The following is an 18939-nucleotide window of genomic DNA, read 5'->3' on the forward strand; positions in this document are numbered from 1 at the left end:
CCAATGAAGCGATTGTAGCAATTGCTCCACACCGAACAAATGACTTGACTTCATTTATTGATTTAGTTGAACAGCGACCGCTTACTCTGGATCGCCTTGCTCGAACACCGGTGTCACCAATGGCGCAGGCTTGTGGACTGCCACGCCGATCATCACCAGCACAACGCCAAGGACGTCGATAGCGCTCGGTATCTGCCGGAGAACCAATACACCGATTACTGTCGCCGTTGCTGGCAGTAGAGCCAGCAGGAGTGCAAAACTCGCGCGAGGCAATCGTGCCATGGCGAGTTGATCGCAGACATACGGAACGACGGACGAACATATGCCGACACCGATGCCAGCCAACACCAAAAGAGGCGCATCAAAGGCTTCGAGAGCCCGCAAAAACCCAATGGGCATGACGAAAATGAACGCCGCTGTCATCGCTGCCCCCAGCCGTTCCACCCCGCCTGACGCGCCACTCTCAGAAATTTTGTGGCCAAGAATGATGTAAAGAACAAACAGCACACCGTTGAGCACGGCCCAAAAGAGGCCAAGAAGATCAGAGCTCAGTGCACAGCCCTCCGCCGAAAGAAGCGACGGTACGTCTATTAACAAGGCCACCCCGAAAACAGCGAGCACGAATGCAAGATAGTTGTGTCTGGTACGCAATCCCCACAGTGCTATCCCGATGGTTCCGACGAACTCGATAGCAGCTACCAACGATATTGGCAGCCGGTCGAGGGCTAGATAGAAGGCGGTATTCATAGCCGCAAGACATGCTCCAAGGGCGATAAGAAGCAGGCGCTCTCGGTGCGTTGAGTTTTTGAATGTCCGCCAAGGTTTCGTAAGAGGCGCAAAGATCAGTGCTGCCGAGGCAATGCGAAACCAGGCGACTCCAAGGACCCCTACGACCGGAAAGAGCAAAACCGCGAATGCAGGTCCGAGATAGTGGAAAACGGCGGACACGCTGAACCATGCGTGAGGAGGAAAGACGTTGGACAATCGTGACATGGCGCCAGATGCCTCGGCGTGGGTGGGTTTAACGGGGGATTGATCCATGATGCGCACATGATGCAAGGTATAATGAGCTCTTGATATGGAGATCGGGTATGTCCAGAACTGGTATTGGTGGCGGAAAGAAGGATATTTCTATAGAAAGCCTTCGATCCGAAGTGGCGGGTCTCGATAGCATTGATGCTGCGATTCTTCGCGAGCTTTGCGCAGATGCCCGCATTGCTCGTGCCGAACTCTCACGCCGCGTCGGACTTTCCGCCCCGAGCGTCGCGGATCGTGTGCGGCGACTGGAAGACGTCGGTATCATCACCGGATACGGTGCGCGGATCGACCCCGCCCGGCTTGGCTATCGCCTGACGATCCTGATCCGGGCAAGGCCGCTGCCGGGCGAAATGAACAACATGATCGAAGCGATCCGTGAGACGCCCCAGATTGTTGCCTGTGACCGGGTGTCCGGCGAGGACTGTTTTGTTGCGCGAGCACACGTCCGGGACGTTGCGGAGATGGAGGCTGTCATCGACCGCATAGTGCCCTTTGGAGCAACCAATTCGTCCATCGTGCAATCGTCACCGGTCGCAGAGCGTTTGGTGGAGTTTTGATCTTCGAATGAGCTTATTGAGGCAGAACTCCTAATCAGTCAGTCTATTGGGAGTCTGCGCTTCAAGGTCCGGTTAGGGCTGCGATCAGTCACTTAGTTGGAGTGCTGAGATCGACGGTTCTGAGCCGTGGGTGAAGTTAACTATCCCTCTGCGGTTTCAATTTTCCACGCTTCAAGCAGCCTGGGAAGAGCTATCTCCCAGTCTAAGACATCCGTCTTTTTTGCCCAGTTGTTGTATTGACCGATCAAGTCCACTTCCAATTTGGAGTTACGGCCTCTCAAATCAGTCAATTCGGTGCGATCCGCCTCGATGTCATAGAGCTCCCAGTCCTGCCCATGCTGTTTGACCAGTTTGAACTGACCAAGCCGGACCGCCGCATTGCCCTCATGCTCGAAAAAGATAGGTTCTTCGCGCGACCAATCCTTGCCGCGAAACAGATCCATCAATGACTGCCCTTGCATCGGCTGAATTTCATGCCCGCCAACCTCGCCTTGGTACTGGCTTCCGGTTGCCTCCAAGATAGTCGGCAGAATATCAACGACGTGGCAAGCCGCATGCGCATTTGCACCCGGCGCGAAGCCATTGGGCCAATGCGCTATGAGTGGTGTCGAGATGCCGCCCTCATGGACGTAATGCTTGAACAACCGAAACGGTGCATTCGAGACATTTGCCCATGGTTTATCGTAGCTCTGATAAGTCTGGGCATCACCCGGCATAACATCGGGGCGATTTCCCATTTCGATCTGACGGCCGTCATTTGTCGTATCCGGGAAGAACTTTGCCCATCCGTCTTCGGCCATGAATTCAGCGCAGCCGCCATTGTCGGACAGGAACATGATCAAGGTGTTTTCAAACTGCCCCAAACGCTTTAGCGCAGCGATGAGTCGGCCGATAGACTGATCCATCCGGTCTACCATCGCAGCATAGGTGGCCATTTTTCGTGCCTCCCAGTCCGTGTTGTGTTCGGCTTCCCAGGGATGAACGCCCGCGTCACGCGGAGAAATTTCCCAGTTTCTTTGAAACAGGTTCATGCTGTTCATGGTTTCATGTCGTGCGGTGCGGGTTGCGTCCCAGCCTTTTGAATACACCGCGTCATAACGCGCGATGTCCTCGGGATGGGCATGCAGGGGCCAATGCGGTGCGGTATGCGCGAGATAAAGGAAAAAGGGCTGGTCGTCGGGTGTTTCCTCGATCATAGCAATTGCTTTGTCCGTGATCGCATCTGTGAAATAGAAGTCATCCGGGAATGTCATGACACGGCTGTCGTCTTCGAGCATGTAATGCGGCGAGAAGAAGTGGGTGACGCCATCAACGATTCCGTAAAAGCGATCAAATCCGCGCTGTCGCGGCGTCGGATGTTCAACATCTCCAACCCGCCAGCTATCAACTTCGCGCGCCATGAAATCTCCGGCGACATGCCATTTGCCTGACATCAGAGTCCGATAACCACCTGCCTGTAAGTGTTCCGCTATTGTGGCGCTGTCATTGCGTAAGAACCCCTGGTATGCGGGCGTTCCCAAATTGGCTCCCATATGACCCACGCCCGCGTTGTGCGGGTACAAGCCGGTCAAAAGAGAGGCCCGCGTGGGACAACACCGGGCGCAGTTATACATCGCCGAAAGCAGGACGCCATCTCTTGCAAGGCCATCGATGTTCGGGGTCCGGATTTCCGATCCGGTTGCACCCAAATCTGCAAAACCCAGATCATCAGCCAAGATCAGTATCACATTCGGTCGTTTTCCCGTCGGCATGCGAAGGCTCCATTGCTACACCTATGAGCGTACCTCACTATCGACGAAGATTTTGTCCCAAAATGACCCAGTCATTGCGGGTCAAGGGAGGCTCCTAACGACCGCCATCGGCTCAAGGGTTTCAAGAGCGAGCATTGGCGCATCCACAGCAAACTCGGCCATTGTACAACGGATCAGGCATTGCAAGATGATGGTCGGCGGCGGCTTAGGGCTGCGAACAACCTCTGGTGCACGGTGCAGAGAACGTTGTCCGCAAGCCCGCACGATACCTCGGCTCCGGCGTTGAACTGATGCAGGTCCTCGCCCGCGCAGTTAGCCATGACAGCATGCCCGGATTCATCCAACGCGACATCTCAAACTGGAAACGCGAGATTTCTGATCGGAGTGGCGCCCACTTTGCAGGGGTTCGCTGACGCATAGTCACTGTGCGCCTTGCGCTACTGGTGAGGGCTGATCCGGGCTCCCACCTATGCCCCGAAAGGAGACAACCGATGCTCGATACAAACACGATCCGCCAAGACGACATGCCGAAAGAGATGCGGTTTCTCTTGGAAAAGTACCCCCGCGACAGCTGGGATGCCCATCCGGGCTTCAAAGAAAAAACCAGGCATTGGCTCGGCGCCCATCAGATGTTTCGTCGTGTGGCGGAACGTATTCGACTGGATACGGAAGGGGTGTTGAACAACGAAATGGGGTTGGACGACTATGCAGGTCGGCTGTCTTACTATGGCGGCAATCTGGTTGGGAACCTACATGGTCATCACGGATGGGAAGATCACAGTTATTTCCCTGAACTATCAGCTGCGGACCCGCGCTTTGATGTCGGGCTTGAACTTCTGGAACAGGACCACTGTGCTCTGGATAAGGTGCTGGCCGACTTCACCCGGACAGCCAATCGTGTGATCAAACTATCTGCCTTGGATGAGGCCCAGGCCTTTGATGAAACCGGACAGGTCCATGCGACAAGCAGAATGATTGAAGCGTTCCTGAAACGGCATCTCAGCGATGAGGAAGAATTGGTCGTGCCAATCATCTTGCATCACCGGCTCAGAGGATGATGCTGACGTCATGACCGACACATCCACTGAAGAAGACTAAGCTGCCATCAAAGAGCGCCGCGCACGGGGTGAATTCGTGCGCGGCGTCAGCGGCTTTCGCCATGCCATCGGTGAGGAGGAGTTTCCGGCAGAACCCGGCCGCTATCACCTGTTCGTGGCGCTGAATTGCCCTTGGTGTCACAGAGTCACGTTGGCGCGCAGTGTGTTGGGCCTGCAAAACAGCGTCACGATGGATGTGGCTTTTCTAAACCGCACCGGCGATGACGATCCGGAGGGGCCGAACCTATGGGAATTTGCCCCCGACCGGGTTGCGTCACTCACTGGTGCGACCTTGCCGGAGTGCACCGTCGAGACTGGCACTGGCAGAGGACTGCGCCTTGCCAAAGAGATCTACCGTGCCGATGACTCTGAAGAGCAATCCCTTCCGATCCTTTATGACAAGATCGCAGGTCGCATCGTGAACAACGAAAGCGCCGATATTATCCGAATGTTGGATGTCGCAGCAGATGCCCTTGGCAGCACCATCCCTACAGCAGAGCGCGTTAGGCTTTACCCAGACGACGACATGCTGCGACAGCACTTGTACGATCTGAATGACCTGATCTACCGGACGATCAACAACGGCGCGTACAAAGCCGGGTTCTCGTCGGATCAAAGGATTTATGAAGCAGCGTTTGACGCCTACTTCGAGACACTCGAACAGCTAGAGAAGCTCCTCTCAGATGGCAGACCCTTCTTGTTGGGCGTTCACTTTTCAGAGGCGGATCTGCGCCTGTTCCCAACGCTCTATCGTCACGATCCAGTCTACAACATGCGGATGAAGCTCAATGGTGCAAGGATCCTGGATTACCCAAACTTGTGGCGGTGGCTTTGCCGTGTATACGCGTTGCCAGGCGTTGCGAATGCCGGGTCCCTTGTCCATTGCCGCCAGGGATACTTTGGGCGCAGTTGGAATGGCGTTGTTCCAAGTGGGCCCTTCAAGCCAATGCCCTATCCTGAGGCCTATCTTCACCCTGATCTCGCAGCGCTGTAGCCGTCGTCGAGGTCGCATTCGGCAATCACGATTTCGAATCCTGACCTGTTCTAGATGGAACAATTAGGCACTTTTTTGCGCCTCAGCCGAACGCCGTTCCTATTCAAACCACCAAAACCTCTGCGATGCCGCGCCTGCCTTCCACGCGCCCAAGCTGAACGATGATGTCGATGGACTTTCGAATGTAGGTCTGAACCTCACCAAAGGTGAGCGGCGTTCCGGCTTGCAGTACCATCAATGCGAGACGATCCACGGCGCGTCCTGCCGTTTCGGCGTGGATCGTTGTAACCGACCCTCCGTGGCCGGTATTGATGGCTTCGAGATAGGTCAGGGCCTCGGGACCGCGCAGCTCGCCAACGACAATGCGATCCGGCCGCATGCGTAAACCTGCCTGCAAGAGCGCGTTAGCTGAGCGGGTTGTATTGGGTGTTCTCTCAGCAAGGAGGCAGACACTGTTTGGCTGGTTGGGAAACAGCTCGAATGCATCTTCTATTGTGATGAGGCGTTCATTGTCGTGGACAGATTTGAGCAGATGGCGCGCGAAGGTTGTTTTCCCGGTTGAGGTGCCGCCACTGATCAAAAGATTTAGCCGGTTCTGGACCAATATCTCTAGGGCCCCGGACAAGTTGGTCTTTGCCAGGTCCTGGATTTCGGCGAGCTTTGACTGGCGTTTGTCATCCAATGAGACAGGTTCACCAAAGAGGTACTCAGGTTCATAGGTGGTTTGCTCCCCCATGCCAAACAGCCTGATTGAGATCGCCGCGCCGCGCTCGACAGCTGGCGGCACGACCACCTGGATGCGCAAGGGCCGATCGCGGTATTCGATCTTTCCGGACACCAGGGGAGATTTCTCGGACATCTTGGCGCGCGCATCTCCAACGAGTGTTGCGGCCAGGTTGGCGGCGGCAGGCCCTGCGATATTCTGTCCAGTCTGTTCCATGGTGCTTGCACCCTGGCGTTCGATCCAGACCTGGCCATCGGGATTGATCGCGAGTTCCACGATATCGGCGCACTCGATCAGGTCGCGAAAGGGTTCGAGATATTGCTCGAGATAGGAGGCGGGCAGGGTGGCCACGGGAGACTTGGGCTCAAGTGGGTCAAGCCTCGGAATGTCTTGCTTGAGCTCAGGGGAGTCTGTGTCGAACGCCTTGTTCATCGAAGCAGTCCCATTCCGGGGTCAATAGACCACCACATCTCTGTCCACGAGTACGGTGACCATCGCGCCCTGGTCGACATAGATTGTTGGTGCAATCGAGATCTGGTCAGCAATCACCGAGCTTGTGGCGTCTTCCAGATCTCCGGTGATTTCGCGGGCCACATCGCGGGCGAGATCATCTTCGATCTGATTGGCCGCAACCGCCGGGGCCGCTCCGATGATCGATATCAGGGCCGCGCCGCCAAAGCGCTCATCGAATTTGGTATCGACAAGCCCTGTCAGCCCTGATCGGCCAAGCTGGTCGCCCCCGACTGAGGCGATCTGCATCGATGTGCCATCTGGCGTGAGAATACGGGTCCACAGCACCAGGATGCGCTTCTGGTTGACCTCGACGCCGGATCGGTATTGGCCGAAGAGCCGCGCACCGCGCGGGATCAAAACCTGATTTCCGGAAAACGCATAGACTGGTTCTGCCACGACGGCGATGACACTGCCGGGCAGATCACTGTTAATCGCTGTTTGCAGGGCGGCCTGAATGACCGAACCCTGGGTGAGGGTGCGATCAGGATGTTCCATGCGGGCGGCCTCATTGACCTCGAGGGGCCGTGCAGCGCGGCGGAGGTAGGTTTCGTTTTCGTTGAGGGGCAACTCCGCGTTCGTAGTACTAACTGCTTGGCCACGGGCACCGGAAGTACGCGCGGTGGCCCCCGTGGAGTAGATCACCGCCGGGGACTGGATCTGTGCGGACAGCAACTCTGCTGCTTGCTGCTCTGCCTCACGGCGCTTTTGCGCCTCTTCCTGCCTTCGACGCTCTTCAAGTAGCTGTTGATCCCGGATGAGCGCATCGCTGGCACGATCCGCCTCAAGCGCTTCGCGCTGTGCACGTTCTGCCTCCAGCTGGCTTTGAAGGGAATTGAGGCGAGTTGCGTTTTCGCGCTCGAGTGCCGTGAGTTTTGCATCGCGTTCGGCGACGGCCTTCTCGAGGCCTTTGGTTTGATCAGCGAATGCGCTGCGAAGATCGCTGACAGCAGATTGAATTTCGGCATTTCGTTCTGCCTGTGCCGCCGCAAGCGCCTCGCGCAATTCTGCCAACTCGGCCAGTACTTCGGCGCTTGGCGTCACTGCAGGTGTCGCGGGGGCAGGGACCTCAAGCGCCTCTTCCACAGCTATCAAGGCCTCATTGACGCGTTGATCGGTCTCGTCTGCAGGAAACTCCAATCGTCCGCCCATTCGAATGCGGTCATTCTGAAACGGTTCGACATCGGAGGTTTCGAGTTGATCCGGATCGCCACCCCAGTCTGTGGCCAGAACATAAGCAACCCCGGCTCCGAGAACACCCAGACCAAGCGCAAGGGCCGTGACGCTAAATCCTTTCCGCCGCCGGGAGCGACCGGACCCGCTGAACGTATCAAGTCGCTTCTGGAGATCCGGATCTTGCGACATTTCTCAGTTCCTCACTGGTATGGCGGAGCTGTCGTGGTAGATGCAGAGCGCGTCTTCCCCGAGTCGAAGCGTCCAGTAGTCGCTGGTCCCAGTCACCCGGACCGTATTGCCCTCCTGTGTCCAGTTGACGGTGCGTTCGCGACCACGATGATCTGCCTTGAAGATCGCCGGTTGCCGTCCGCGTTCGGGGAAGGTGAAATAAGTAAATCTGCCGTCGTCATAGACGCTCATGGGCCGGAAATCGCCTTTGCCTGAGAGTTTGTATTTGGTGTTGGGCGGGACCACATAGCCTTTGGGCTGCGCACTTGCCGCGCGACTTCGTTGTGCCTCGCCCGGATAGCGAAACCGGACCTCGAAGAACATGCCGGTGCGGCCCGGAATGGAGCCCTCGCGCAGATGGAACGCATAGCTGCGGCGGTTGGTGATGACTGTCATGTTGGTTGAGGCGTTCTGGACGTGAGGTTTGATGGTCAGAATATTGCCAAGCTCCGGGATGGGGTCGACCTGAAAGCTCTCCGTATCTCCCACGATCACGGCCTCGAACCGTTCACCCGCACCAAATTGGATTGTGGTGGAATGGCGCAGATCGGTCTCGATCCGGAAGACCTGGTTATTGTCATAGACCGCGTAACGGATCCGAACGTCTTTGTGCCCACCTTGCGGTGTTATTTCAGAAAGGGCGGGGCCCGACAGGAGTGCGACAAGAAGAACGGGCAGGGCGGCGCGCAACAACATCACTCAGTTCTCCAGCGTTTCGGCATCGACGCGGTAGGATTTCACGACAAATCCCAGCGGGTTTGCCCAGACCTGTTGCAGCCTCTGGCGGGTGTCCGGTTGAAAGGTGTATCCAAGGGTGGCGACATAAGGCCGTGTGACAGTTCGCTCATCTCGGGGTTTTCGAAGGGTTTTGGTGAAGCGCACCTGGGCCACGCCGGGTTCGATCTGATTGACCGACCGGATCACCACGTCGATCTTGGCATCGCGGCCGTAAATCGTGATCGGGTAGTCGGGGTTGGTTGAGGACCAAAGGTCGCGCAATGTGCGCGCGGCATCTTCATCGGAGCGCTGCAGCACGGAATTGATCCGCTGTTCTCCGTCTGTCAGATCGTAGGTTTCCCGATCATCAACATAGGCAACAAGGTTGGCCTGGATAATCGCGTCGCTCTCATCAAGGCTGAGCGCTTCGACCGCCGCGACCCGGTCCATTTCGCCCGTTTCCTTGTCCACGACGACCACGAAGGTTTCGATCGTCTTGAGCGGCAACAGGCTCACGGCACCAATGAGGCCGGTCAGCCCGGTGATGACCCCGGCGGCGGCCACGAAATAGGCAAAGCGCTCTCGGCGACGGGGACCGAAGATGAAGTCTGCCTCGAAGGCGTCTTGATCGAACTGGCCCTGTGTCATGACTTGCGGAAGGATTTGATGAGCGCGAGAGTTTGTGCTGGGGTGCGCCGGATCAATTGGTTGCTCCCGGTGGCAGCACCACTGACATCGCGGCGCAACTCGTAAGGTGTGCGCCCAGTCAGGACGCGGCCGGCGCCGCCTGCGCCATACTCGCTTGTGTTTATCACACCACGACGTGCCATGCCGGTCAGTCCAATGGCGTTTGAGGCGATACCCATGACCCCGGTCAGATTTGATGCGATTGCGGGAACGGCGGCCATAACGCCGGCGGAGAGAAGCAGGATCACGAGGAAGGGCAGGATAAGACTGACGGTTTCGACACTGTCCGGATCGGCAGAGGCATCGCCGATGCTTTCGGCAATGGCCACGATGATCCCGGCCGCACCTGCCGCAGCGACGGGTATCAAGGCATACCCGATTGTCGCGCGCGTCCAGGCTTCAAACAGCGATTGGGTCGGCTTGAACAGCGAAGTCAGGATCATGAAGGGTGCGATCACGATCATCAGGGTGAAGACGATACGAGCATAGGCGATGATCCCGGCGGTGACGGCGGCAAAGATGGCAGACAGGACAAAGAAGATGGCGCCAAGCACTGCCCCAAAGACCCAACCAGCACGGTCCCCGATGGCGTCGCCATATGCGGTGATCCGGTTCACCATGCTGTCGAGGCTTTCGTAAATCCCGGCTTCGTCGCCCGTGGCTGTTAGTGCCAAAACTCGTGAACCGATGGCTTCAGGTACGTCTGATACAATTTGGTAAACGATTTCAAAGTTTTCCCAACTCTGAGCAAAAATTCCAATGAGAGCGATTTTAATGCCGAATGCAAAAGCACTACCGAATGTCATCGGTCTTAGCTGCATCACTACATTCATTCCGAGGAAGACAAGTAGAAGCGCCGTCCCTACACTCAGGACATCCCCGACCTGGCTGGCGGCTTCGATGAAGCCAGCCTCAGCCACAGAGTCTATCGCTCCGTCAACTTGCTCGAGGATGTCCGTGATGATCCCCATCTAGCCCTCGCAGATCGCTGCAAAGTTGATTTCAAGCTGGTCGGCGCGGCTTCTTAGATCGATTACATCGAATGGCAATTTGGGATTGTCCGACGTAACGAACTTCTCAGAGATCTCCACTATTTGATGCCAGTCGATTTCGGCAAACGGACAATCGCAGCTTTTGGCTTCAATCGCTGAGGCGTATGCTTCGATGCGCATAATCTCCCTGAACCCGTTTCTGACATAGGCGAAAGAATCCAAGTCCTTCGGCGGCTTTGGCGCTTTACACTCACTCAGGTCCCCGCTCGGCTGCACCATCGTCTCGAAGTTTTCTTGCGATGATTGGGCTGCGAGGGCATGCGGCAAGTTCAAGATCGCCATGGCTGTCAGCAAGGCTGTCACCAAACGGGTCATTTCGGCACCTCCATGGAGCGGAATTTGCGTTCTTCGGCGAGCGTGGCGGCATCAACAATGCCGAGCTGCCCACCATTGACACCCGCGGCTGCCTCCAGCCGCCAGATCTGTGTCAGGATGATTCCCAGTTCCGCGGTTACGCGAGTGTTGAGATCAACGGCGGCCTTCAGACCCTCCTGGTCATCAATGAGACCAACCATTGTCTCCAGACGCTTCAGGCTTTCTCCGGCCTCGGTATGGCTGTCCTGAGCCGCAACCGAGAGCATGGCGCTGGAGCCAGCGCGGGTGGCGATGCGATTATCCGCAGGCTCAGTGCTCGACGCCAGGGAGGTCAGGCGGTCCTGCGTGAAGCCACTGCCTGACAGGACACGCTCAACCGCCGCATCCAGTTCAGCGCCCGGTTTGAAACCGCTCAGGAAGTCGCCGCTTGCCAGTGCCTCGGCTGTCGCAAGGGGTGCGGTCAGTTTGCCCCGCAACCGATCAAATTCCTTGACCGTTGCAAAAAGCTGGCCCAGCTCATTGCCGTCAATCAGGGATGCCAGCTGGGCCTCGAGGTTTAAGAGTTGGCTCAATTGGGTTTCGAGTGTCTCTCGCATGGTGGCGAGTTGTTGCAGCTGGACATTCAGATCCTCGGCCATGTGTTCGAGCTGCAGAACCAACTGCCGTAGGTTTGAGCTATCGAATGTGGGAACTCCCTGCGCCCTCGCCGGATCTGCAAACAATCCGGAGATCAAGGTGGCGAGAGCGAGACCAAGGGCGGGTCCTTTCATCTGATCACTCCCATTTGCATGAAGTCGCGCTCAGCAAGGCGGTCCGCCGCCAGATGCCGGCCATGGGCTGCAACGCGCTGATGGTTGGCAGCCATCAAGCGTATGCGCAGGTTGAGAAGGCGGCCTATTTCGGCCCTGGCATAGGTGTTAAGCTCGATCGCTCGTTTGATGTCGGGCATTTCGTCGATCTGCCGGATGATCGCGGCAAGCCGGTTGATAATCTGGTCGCTCGTGGCGTGGCTGTCAGCGGCGTAATAAACACTGGCCTCGGAAATGCTGCCGTATTCAGCCAGCGCCATGTCAGACGGGGAGAGTGTGCCAAGCGCCTCCGCACCGCCAACGACCGCAAGGTACTCGTTGTAGAAGCGGGAGATGTTGCGGACGTAACCTTGGGTTTCTGCGAAGGGCGGGACACCGCCGTATTGCTGCACGCGACCGGGTCCAGCGTTATAGGCGGCAAGCGCATGCGGGATGGTGCCGAAGCTATTGAGTTGGGTTGTGATGTAGCGCGCGCCGCCACGCAGATTGTCCATCACTTCATGGCGGTCAACGCCCAGATCGGCTGCAGTTCCGGGCATGAGCTGCGTGAGACCATAGGCGCCGGCCGGGCTTTGGGCCGACACGCTGAACCGGCTTTCCTGTTTGATGAGCGCCTGGAACAGGCAGCGCCATTGGGTGGCGGAGAGGCCGGCCCGGCGGACCCCGGGCGCATTGGCATATTCTCCAGCGACCCGCACGATCATCATCTCGACAGTGTCCCGGCCCTCGCCGAAGAGTCGGCTGTCCATCGGATGAATGGAGGTGGTTGGGTAGAGGTCTCCAGCTGGGAAATCGGCATTTCCCTCCAGAGCACGGATGTCCAAGCCAGGGCCGGACACTGACCCCGACATCCTCTCCAACATATGCAGTTGATCGGCCTGCACCGAGGAGAGGGACGTGCCGATCCCGAACTGATCACGCTGTGCGGTCAGATCTTCACCCAGTTTCGAAAGGCGCGCGACGAGCTGGCCGAGCCCGGCAGTGTCCTGGGTTGGCACGCCTTGTGCCTGCGCCAGAGTGGTGGAGTAGGTGAGAAAGGCAATGACACCGGCGAATGGTTTCATGATGCTGGCCCTATCTCTTCGAAGATGCAGTTCTTGGATGGGGATGTCACGAAGGCGAGAGTTTCTGTGCCGGCACGCGAGACGGTTGGCTTACCGTTAGTCCCAAAGCAGGGTGACGTTGCATCGGTGTATTTTTCGCAAGCGGATAGAGACAGGAGCAGGACGAGGACGATCAGTCGCATACCTGCCTCCAGAATTCCGGGCGCGTGCGCCAATCGGCACCAACCTGTGCTTCCCCCGCCCGGCCTCCACCCAGGATGGGAAGCAGGGAGCCAAGTGCGGTCAGATCGACATCCACAAACACGCTGTCACCGGCAGAGCGCACAAGTGCAATGCGCTGTCCGGCAGCGGGTTGGGTCAGGAGAGCGGCTTCTTTTTCGTTGACACGCAGGAAGTCGTAATCGGTTGGTGTTGCGCGATCATTTGGGAAAAGGATTTGCGTGGGCACGGTCTCAACGATGGTTTTGCCAACCCGTGCCTCGCGCAGCTGGCTGGGATACTGCGTCATCATGATCACGACGCAGTTCATCTTGCGCAGCGTGACGAGCCAATTCTCGAGGCGCGTAGCAAAATAGGGATCATCGAGCAGCTTCCAGGCTTCATCCAGTACAATCACGGTCGGGCGGCGGTCTTCAACGATCTGCTCGATCCGCCGAAGGATGTAAGACAACACCGCCATGCGCTCGGTAGACATGTCGAGGATTTCGGTCATGTCAAAGCCCATGATGCTACCTTCCAGATCAAGGGCCTGGCTGCCTGCGGGCTCATCAAACACCCAGCCAAACCGTCCGCCAGGCGCCCATTCTCCTACCCGCGCCTGCAACTCCCCGTCATCATCGAGCGATTGAAACAGGGTCTGGAATGTCCCAAAGCGTTGCAGTGAGGGGCCGGCATCGGCGTTTTGGGACACGGCACTTTGTATCTGGCGCGATTGCTCGCCCGAGAGAGCGCCGGCGCGGGAGAGGAGCGTTGCAAGCCAATCCGCCAGCCATGCCCGTCCGCGTTCATCGGTCTCGGTCTGAAGCGGATTCAGGCCGGTCGAGATACCAGCCAAAATTGTGTTATAGCGACCCCCAAGCGCGCGAACGGCCATTTCCAGCCCGTGATCCTTGTCAAAAAAGAACAAACGTGCTCCGACGCGTTGGGCTTGCGCCGCCAGAAAGGCTGCTGTGAGGGTTTTGCCGCTGCCCGTGCGCCCCAAGACAAGGGAGTGACCAACCGTGGGTTCACGATCCGGGGGTCCCGGTTCGTGGAGGTTGAGACTGTATCCTGAGGCGCCTGCAGTCGGGAAAACGCACAGACGCGCACCCCAGGGCGTGTCAGCATCGGCGCGGCCTTCGACACATCCGTGCAGGGCCGAGAAATCGGCAAAATTGATCGTCGAGATGGGCGTTTTGCGAGCACGGTATCCGAAGTTCCCCGGCGCCTGCGCAAAATAGGTCGCCTTGAGCGCCATGTTTTCCCGCACGATCACGGCCATGATCTCCTGGCCAAGGCGTTTGATCTCTGCGGCAGCATGTTCCAGCGCTGCTGGGTCGGGCGCGTAAACCGCGATGGACAGATGATGATCGCCAAAGGCAATGCGCCCGGCTTCCTGAGCATCCGCTGCGTCAAGAAGTTGCTCCCGAAGGGAAACAGCTGCGTCATCCGCAGCCCGCATCTGACGAACGATCCTCTGAATGCGTTCCGCCATGATGTTGGTTGGAATTGGAGAGAAGGAGTTGGTCAGCACGATATCAAGTGGCAGGTCGAGATCATCAAACAACGACACATCCGTCAGGGCGGGGTAGCTTTTGATGCTGAAGAGCGCGCCGAACCGCGTCTGGCCTGTTGTGCCGCAGTTTATGCGTGCAGTGTTGCCGTCAAACGTGGCCCGGCAGGATCCCAGCCCATAGGCGACGGGCAGGAGCATTTGAGGTCGGGCAATTGGTGCAAACCGACCGGTCAGCAAAGCACCGAGATAGCCCAGCCATTCCCCACTTCTGTTGGTCAGACGCACGGGTTTGGCAGCGGCCAGGGCCGTCTCGAAGAACCCAGCCACCTCGTCAAGCTCGCGGGTGCGCGCGGCGCGGGATTTCATCCACACCTGCTTGGCAAGTGACCGCAGCAGGGGAACGCGGGCCCCGATCTCTGGGCGTCGCAGAATGCTGAGATAGAGTTGGGGTTTCTTGCACGCGAGGCTTGCAACATGCGCCTGCCAGCGGCGATCGACCTCCGCAGCGAAGCCATCGCCCTCGATGGGGCTGAGTGCCAGATCCTGCGGAACAAAGATGCGGTGGATGTAAAATCCGAAGAGGTTGCCGGTTTGGGCAATAACGGCGGCGACGGCCCGTTTCATCGCGTCGAGATCCCCATCCGGCGTCGTCAGCGCAGCAAGTCCGTTCAGGCGGAGCGTGGCCATCAGATCGCCTTCGCGGAGAACCATCACGTCGGGTTTGACAAAGGAGACAAAGGGCAGATGTTCGGCAAGATGACTTTCACGTGCCAAGGCCGGGCCGCTGGTTTCGCGGAGCGCTGCGCTCATCCTGGCATATCCCAGCCCATCAAGCGCCATAGCTGTCTCCGCTATGTATTAGCCGATTGCGGGTGCCGCGCACCGCGCCGTAGGACACCCGCAGAACCTCAAAGAAATGCGGCTCCTCGTCGGCAACAAACCATAGGATCGGATAGGCTATCGCACCGATGAGGAAAAAGATCAGCGACTTCGTCCAGATGAAGGGCAGCACGATGCACAGCGACAGCGCGACAAGATATCCAACAGGAAGACCGAGGTATTTTGGTGGGCGCGCAAGGCCGAGGAAAAGAGGAGAGCGCATCATGTAAAGCCTGCCACGATAGTTCCCGCCGAGAAAATCAACACGATGCCGATCACGACGGAGGCAAACCAGCCCCAGTTCAGCCGGCCCATCATGCACATGAAACCGGTGCCGATGACGGCCAGTGTCGCCACAGCAATACCGATGGGCCCGGTCAGTGCGGCCTCGACGGTTTCAAGCATGGATTGGATCGGGGACAGGTCCTGGGCTAGGGCAGGGGAGGCTATCAACGAGAAAAACCCGATGGCGAGCGACAGGTAGTTTGAGGGTCTTCTGAGCATGGGTCTCCCTCGTTTTGGTTAGGGTCGGGTCACCTCTGTTGCGTTCAAAACCTTTGGGTGTTCGAGGTGCCTTGCAGCCTTCAATCGCGATGTCTGGTCAATGATGTGAGCGGGTCGCCGTGAACCGGACGGGTTCAGCTCAAATACGACCGCAGAGCGCGTGTCCGCGTGCGCCTTCTTGCGGGTTTGGTGCTGAGCTGCCGTGTTCATGAGGCGGGCGCGTATCTGGTGCACGCGTGTGATATAGCCCCGGGTTTCTGAGAAGGGTGGCACACCGCCATATTCCACGATGCGATGAGGACCCGCGTTATAGGCGGCAAGGGCGAGGTCGATATCCTTGAATGTCGCAAGCTGCGCCAGAAGATATCGCGCCGATCCGTCGAGGTTCTGGGCGACATCTGTTCTGTCAACGCCAAGCTCGCGCGCGGTTTCTGCCATGAGCTGGCCCAGCCCGAAGGCACCCTTCGGACTGACCGCATTCGGGCGATAGGCGCTCTCGGCCTCGATCATTGCACGGAACAGGGCGCGCCAATCCGTTGAGCTCAGACCTGCCTCATCAAGAGCACGGTTGGTTTCATGCCGCTCTGCCGTTGCATGGATCGCCGCCAAGACGTCAGCGGGTGCCATCGCAACAAAGTTTCGGTTTCTGGATGGGGCCTGTGTGTCCCTTGCAGGCTTGTGATAGCTCCAGCCGTCAGTTGTTCTGACGCGCCCGTCCCGTCCGAAGATCATGGCCTCCGCCGGTAGGGTCGAAGGCAATGTTGTAATCGGTATCAAAACACAAAGAGCGGCCATCGCCGAATTCAAGGTGATGCTTGAAGAGACCCGGCCAGATATTGAAGAGCCGCGCATCCGGCCCGTAGGGACCGAACCGGGTTGAGACCAGGATGGCCTCGGGTTCTCCCTCACGGAGGTAGACACATTGATAGCGGGGCTTCCCATCGTCCGTGAACTCGACAAGCTCATACCGACAGCGGAAGTCGACTCCCGAACTGATGAGGTCTTTCACCCCATCAATTGTAATCAAAATCTGGTCTCGTGCTATCGGCAACTGGGCTCCCCCTCTGGGAGCCCTTCTTACAATTGGCAGGATTGCGCGCAAAGCCAGTGCTTTGCAATATGCAATATTGCGCAATACGTGATTTAAGCGGAAACTGGCCGAGTCAGGTGATGGAGGCTCTTATGATATGCAGGCAACTTGCTTCAATTCTCTTTGCGGCCGGACTGACGATCGGACCGCAAGAAACACGCGCCTACGATATGGATTGCGCCATCATGCTCTGTATGGCGGGGAACTTTCCATCCAGTGCAGTGTGTTCTGCGGCCTATGCCGAGATGATCCGACGGATCACGCCCTGGCCAAGCCGTCCGCCGTTTGGTGTCTGTACCTATGCGGCTGCGCCCGTTGCTCTGGGCGGGCAGGGTGGAGAGGAGGCGCTGGATATTTCCTCCTCTGACTACGATTGGCTGCGGCGCACCCGCGTTCTCTGGTGGAGGGGGCGAACCTATGAGCGCCGGGAGGAGCCGCGCCAATGGGACTGGTCGGTCCGGTCCTGCGACCATGAAATCCAGGGCTGTCAGTATATTGTCCGCGTCTACGGCTCCCACAAGCCATGGCCCGCATCCTTCACATCTGCAAACAACCAGAACCTTCCGACGCCGAAATATGGCGGGTTCAGATCTTTCTACGGTAGCGCGGTAATGATGGAATACAGCGACTATCAGGGCACCCTCGACTACACGGATTGGGTGCAATACTGATCGGGCTGCTGATAGCAAATATCGCGCTCCTGAATCTCTTCAGCGCAGACCGATGCAGGATCAACAAACCAACACCGCGTGGTCATGCCTGTATTCCAGCGATGCTCCTGCCAGACGACGCGGATGGTTGCATCACTTTCGACAAAACCTTCCCGAACGGGAAATGCAATTGAAAGACGATTGCACATTGGGTCTCCCCATGTGAACGGATTGGGGATGGTGAGTCTACTTATACGGGAATGTCGGGGTGCGGACTCGTTTGCCTGAGCAATGGTCTGAGGTTTGGCAGAATCTTGCCAATATACTGGGTCATATTGATGGAAACCGCCGCTTAAGGCCTATCACAGAGGATCGAGAGACTTAAGCGACGACATGGTTTAAGCCATGCAGCCAGCAACTCGCCGCCAATGGCCGCTAATTCTAGCGGTTTGGCTATGTGGTGCAGCGCCACCCAACCAATCAGACGCTGATAACCTGATTAGCCCGTTCTGACTGGCCCGGTTTGGTGTGCTAACGTGCAGGAGATAGCATCGAACAGGAGCCGTCATGAAAGAAGACGCCGATATTGTGTTTTCGAATGCACTCGCGATCCATCGAAATGGGCCGAACCGACTTCATCAAGAGAAGCACCTGCACGAGTATTACCAAACTTCGATGGTCAGCGCGCTCATGCAGGGCGTACTAGAGGGCAATGTCTCGGTTGGGAGCCTTCTGGAGCATGGCGATACGGGGATTGGCACATTTAGTGGCCTCGATGGTGAAATGATCGTCTTGGATGGTGAGATTTATCAGACGAGGGGAAAAGGTGACGCCACGCGTGCCGAGGCGGAGACCAAAACGCCCTATGCCGCTGTGACCTTTTTCGTTCCGGATGTTGAGATGGAGATTGCTTCGCCATTGGCAAAGGAACCCTTTGAAGCGAGGCTTGAGGACTCTGAGGGCTCAAAGAACCTCTTTTATGCCGTCCGCATTGATGGGGTATTTCCTTACGTGAAGATACGAAACGTGGTCCGGCAAGAGCCGCCATACAAATCGCTGCTCGATGTGGTGGTGGATCAGGTCGTGAACGAGTTTCGTGATGTCAAAGGAACCATGGTGGGCTTTCGGTGCCCAGACTATGCCAGCGGCATCGGCGTGCCCGGCTATCACCTCCACTTCATTGATGAGGATCGGGCCTACGGTGGTCATGTTTTGGACTATACCGTTGGACCCGCGAGCGTTGCATTGGATCAGACCGCCGTGTTGCATCTGGAACTGCCTGAAAGTCAGACGTTCTCGGACGCGGATATCGCAGTAGGGTCATCTGCTGACGACATTCGAAAGGCTGAATCCTGAATGGATGAGAGCCCTCGGAGCGCTAGC

20 protein-coding genes are annotated in these 18939 nt (G+C 57.5%); 5 read left to right on the plus strand and 15 right to left on the minus strand.

Annotated features, from left to right (window positions below; translation table 11 throughout):
- Positions 1-81 precede the first annotated feature (81 nt).
- Positions 82-1041, minus strand: coding sequence for an EamA family transporter (locus Q5Y75_RS16390; protein WP_306199400.1), 960 nt, complete (start codon positions 1039-1041; stop codon positions 82-84).
- 50 nt (positions 1042-1091) lie between these two features.
- Here Q5Y75_RS16390 and Q5Y75_RS16395 point away from each other — a divergent pair, with 50 nt between their 5' ends.
- Positions 1092-1595 (plus strand): Lrp/AsnC family transcriptional regulator, encoded by a 504-nt coding sequence (locus tag Q5Y75_RS16395; protein ID WP_306199402.1) that lies wholly within the window; start codon positions 1092-1094, stop codon positions 1593-1595.
- A 140-nt stretch (positions 1596-1735) separates the two neighbouring features.
- Here Q5Y75_RS16395 and Q5Y75_RS16400 read toward each other — a convergent pair whose 3' ends face one another.
- Positions 1736-3346 carry an arylsulfatase gene (locus Q5Y75_RS16400; RefSeq protein WP_306199404.1) on the minus strand — a complete coding sequence of 537 codons (1611 nt, stop codon included), beginning with the start codon at positions 3344-3346 and terminating at the stop codon, positions 1736-1738.
- 491 nt (positions 3347-3837) lie between these two features.
- Between Q5Y75_RS16400 and Q5Y75_RS16405 the strand changes: the two genes are divergently transcribed.
- Complete coding sequence (locus Q5Y75_RS16405) at positions 3838-4404, plus strand: hemerythrin domain-containing protein (protein ID WP_306199406.1); 567 nt, start codon at positions 3838-3840, stop codon at positions 4402-4404.
- Positions 4405-4480: 76 nt separating this feature from the next.
- Positions 4481-5437, plus strand: a complete 957-nt coding sequence (locus Q5Y75_RS16410; RefSeq protein WP_306199408.1) for a glutathione S-transferase C-terminal domain-containing protein — start codon at positions 4481-4483, stop codon at positions 5435-5437.
- 103 nt (positions 5438-5540) lie between these two features.
- Here the strand turns inward: Q5Y75_RS16410 and Q5Y75_RS16415 are convergent, their stop codons facing one another.
- The 13 genes from Q5Y75_RS16415 to Q5Y75_RS16475 all read right to left on the minus strand — a co-directional run bounded on the left by Q5Y75_RS16415 (position 5541) and on the right by Q5Y75_RS16475 (position 16867).
- Positions 5541-6593 (minus strand): ATPase, T2SS/T4P/T4SS family, encoded by a 1053-nt coding sequence (locus Q5Y75_RS16415; protein WP_306199410.1) that lies wholly within the window; start codon positions 6591-6593, stop codon positions 5541-5543.
- A gap of 21 nt (positions 6594-6614) precedes the next feature.
- Entirely contained in the window at positions 6615-8036 is a 1422-nt protein-coding gene (locus Q5Y75_RS16420) for a TrbI/VirB10 family protein (protein WP_306199412.1), read from the minus strand.
- A gap of 3 nt (positions 8037-8039) precedes the next feature.
- Positions 8040-8771: a TrbG/VirB9 family P-type conjugative transfer protein gene (locus tag Q5Y75_RS16425; protein ID WP_306199414.1), complete on the minus strand. Its 732-nt coding sequence runs from the start codon at positions 8769-8771 to the stop codon at positions 8040-8042.
- Between the two features lie 3 nt (positions 8772-8774).
- Positions 8775-9440 (minus strand): VirB8 family type IV secretion system protein, encoded by a 666-nt coding sequence (locus tag Q5Y75_RS16430; RefSeq protein ID WP_306199416.1) that lies wholly within the window; start codon positions 9438-9440, stop codon positions 8775-8777.
- Positions 9437-10450, minus strand: a complete 1014-nt coding sequence (locus Q5Y75_RS16435; protein WP_306199418.1) for a TrbL/VirB6 family protein — start codon at positions 10448-10450, stop codon at positions 9437-9439. Before Q5Y75_RS16435 ends, Q5Y75_RS16430 begins: the two co-directional genes overlap by 4 nt.
- The gene (locus Q5Y75_RS16440) at positions 10451-10846 is read right to left on the minus strand and encodes a hypothetical protein (protein ID WP_306199420.1); all 396 of its coding nucleotides are present in this window, start codon (positions 10844-10846) and stop codon (positions 10451-10453) included.
- Positions 10843-11616, minus strand: coding sequence for a type IV secretion system protein (locus Q5Y75_RS16445; protein WP_306199422.1), 774 nt, complete (start codon positions 11614-11616; stop codon positions 10843-10845). The genes Q5Y75_RS16440 and Q5Y75_RS16445 overlap by 4 nt, the downstream gene beginning before the upstream one ends.
- Positions 11613-12719, minus strand: a complete 1107-nt coding sequence (locus Q5Y75_RS16450; protein WP_306199425.1) for a lytic transglycosylase domain-containing protein — start codon at positions 12717-12719, stop codon at positions 11613-11615. The genes Q5Y75_RS16445 and Q5Y75_RS16450 overlap by 4 nt, the downstream gene beginning before the upstream one ends.
- A 172-nt stretch (positions 12720-12891) precedes the next feature.
- Positions 12892-15273, minus strand: a complete 2382-nt coding sequence (locus tag Q5Y75_RS16455) for a VirB4 family type IV secretion/conjugal transfer ATPase (RefSeq protein ID WP_371933277.1) — start codon at positions 15271-15273, stop codon at positions 12892-12894.
- Complete coding sequence (locus Q5Y75_RS16460) at positions 15263-15538, minus strand: VirB3 family type IV secretion system protein (RefSeq protein ID WP_306199429.1); 276 nt, start codon at positions 15536-15538, stop codon at positions 15263-15265. Before Q5Y75_RS16460 ends, Q5Y75_RS16455 begins: the two co-directional genes overlap by 11 nt.
- Entirely contained in the window at positions 15535-15816 is a 282-nt protein-coding gene (locus Q5Y75_RS16465) for a TrbC/VirB2 family protein (protein ID WP_306199430.1), read from the minus strand. Before Q5Y75_RS16465 ends, Q5Y75_RS16460 begins: the two co-directional genes overlap by 4 nt.
- Positions 15817-15834: 18 nt before the next feature.
- Entirely contained in the window at positions 15835-16443 is a 609-nt protein-coding gene (locus tag Q5Y75_RS16470; protein ID WP_306199433.1) for a lytic transglycosylase domain-containing protein, read from the minus strand.
- Between the two features lie 67 nt (positions 16444-16510).
- A complete protein-coding gene (locus Q5Y75_RS16475; protein WP_306199434.1) occupies positions 16511-16867 on the minus strand; it encodes a hypothetical protein in 357 nt (118 codons plus the stop codon).
- A gap of 131 nt (positions 16868-16998) precedes the next feature.
- Here Q5Y75_RS16475 and Q5Y75_RS16480 point away from each other — a divergent pair, with 131 nt between their 5' ends.
- Together Q5Y75_RS16480 and budA are read left to right on the plus strand one after the other, a co-directional pair.
- Positions 16999-17577, plus strand: a complete 579-nt coding sequence (locus Q5Y75_RS16480) for a hypothetical protein (protein ID WP_306199436.1) — start codon at positions 16999-17001, stop codon at positions 17575-17577.
- Between the two features lie 546 nt (positions 17578-18123).
- Entirely contained in the window at positions 18124-18912 is a 789-nt protein-coding gene (gene budA, locus Q5Y75_RS16485) for an acetolactate decarboxylase (RefSeq protein ID WP_306199438.1), read from the plus strand.
- Positions 18913-18939: the final 27 nt, after the last annotated feature.

The sequence above is a fragment of the Ruegeria discodermiae genome, assembly GCF_030758345.1.
Taxonomy (GTDB): Bacteria; Pseudomonadota; Alphaproteobacteria; order Rhodobacterales; family Rhodobacteraceae; genus Ruegeria_C.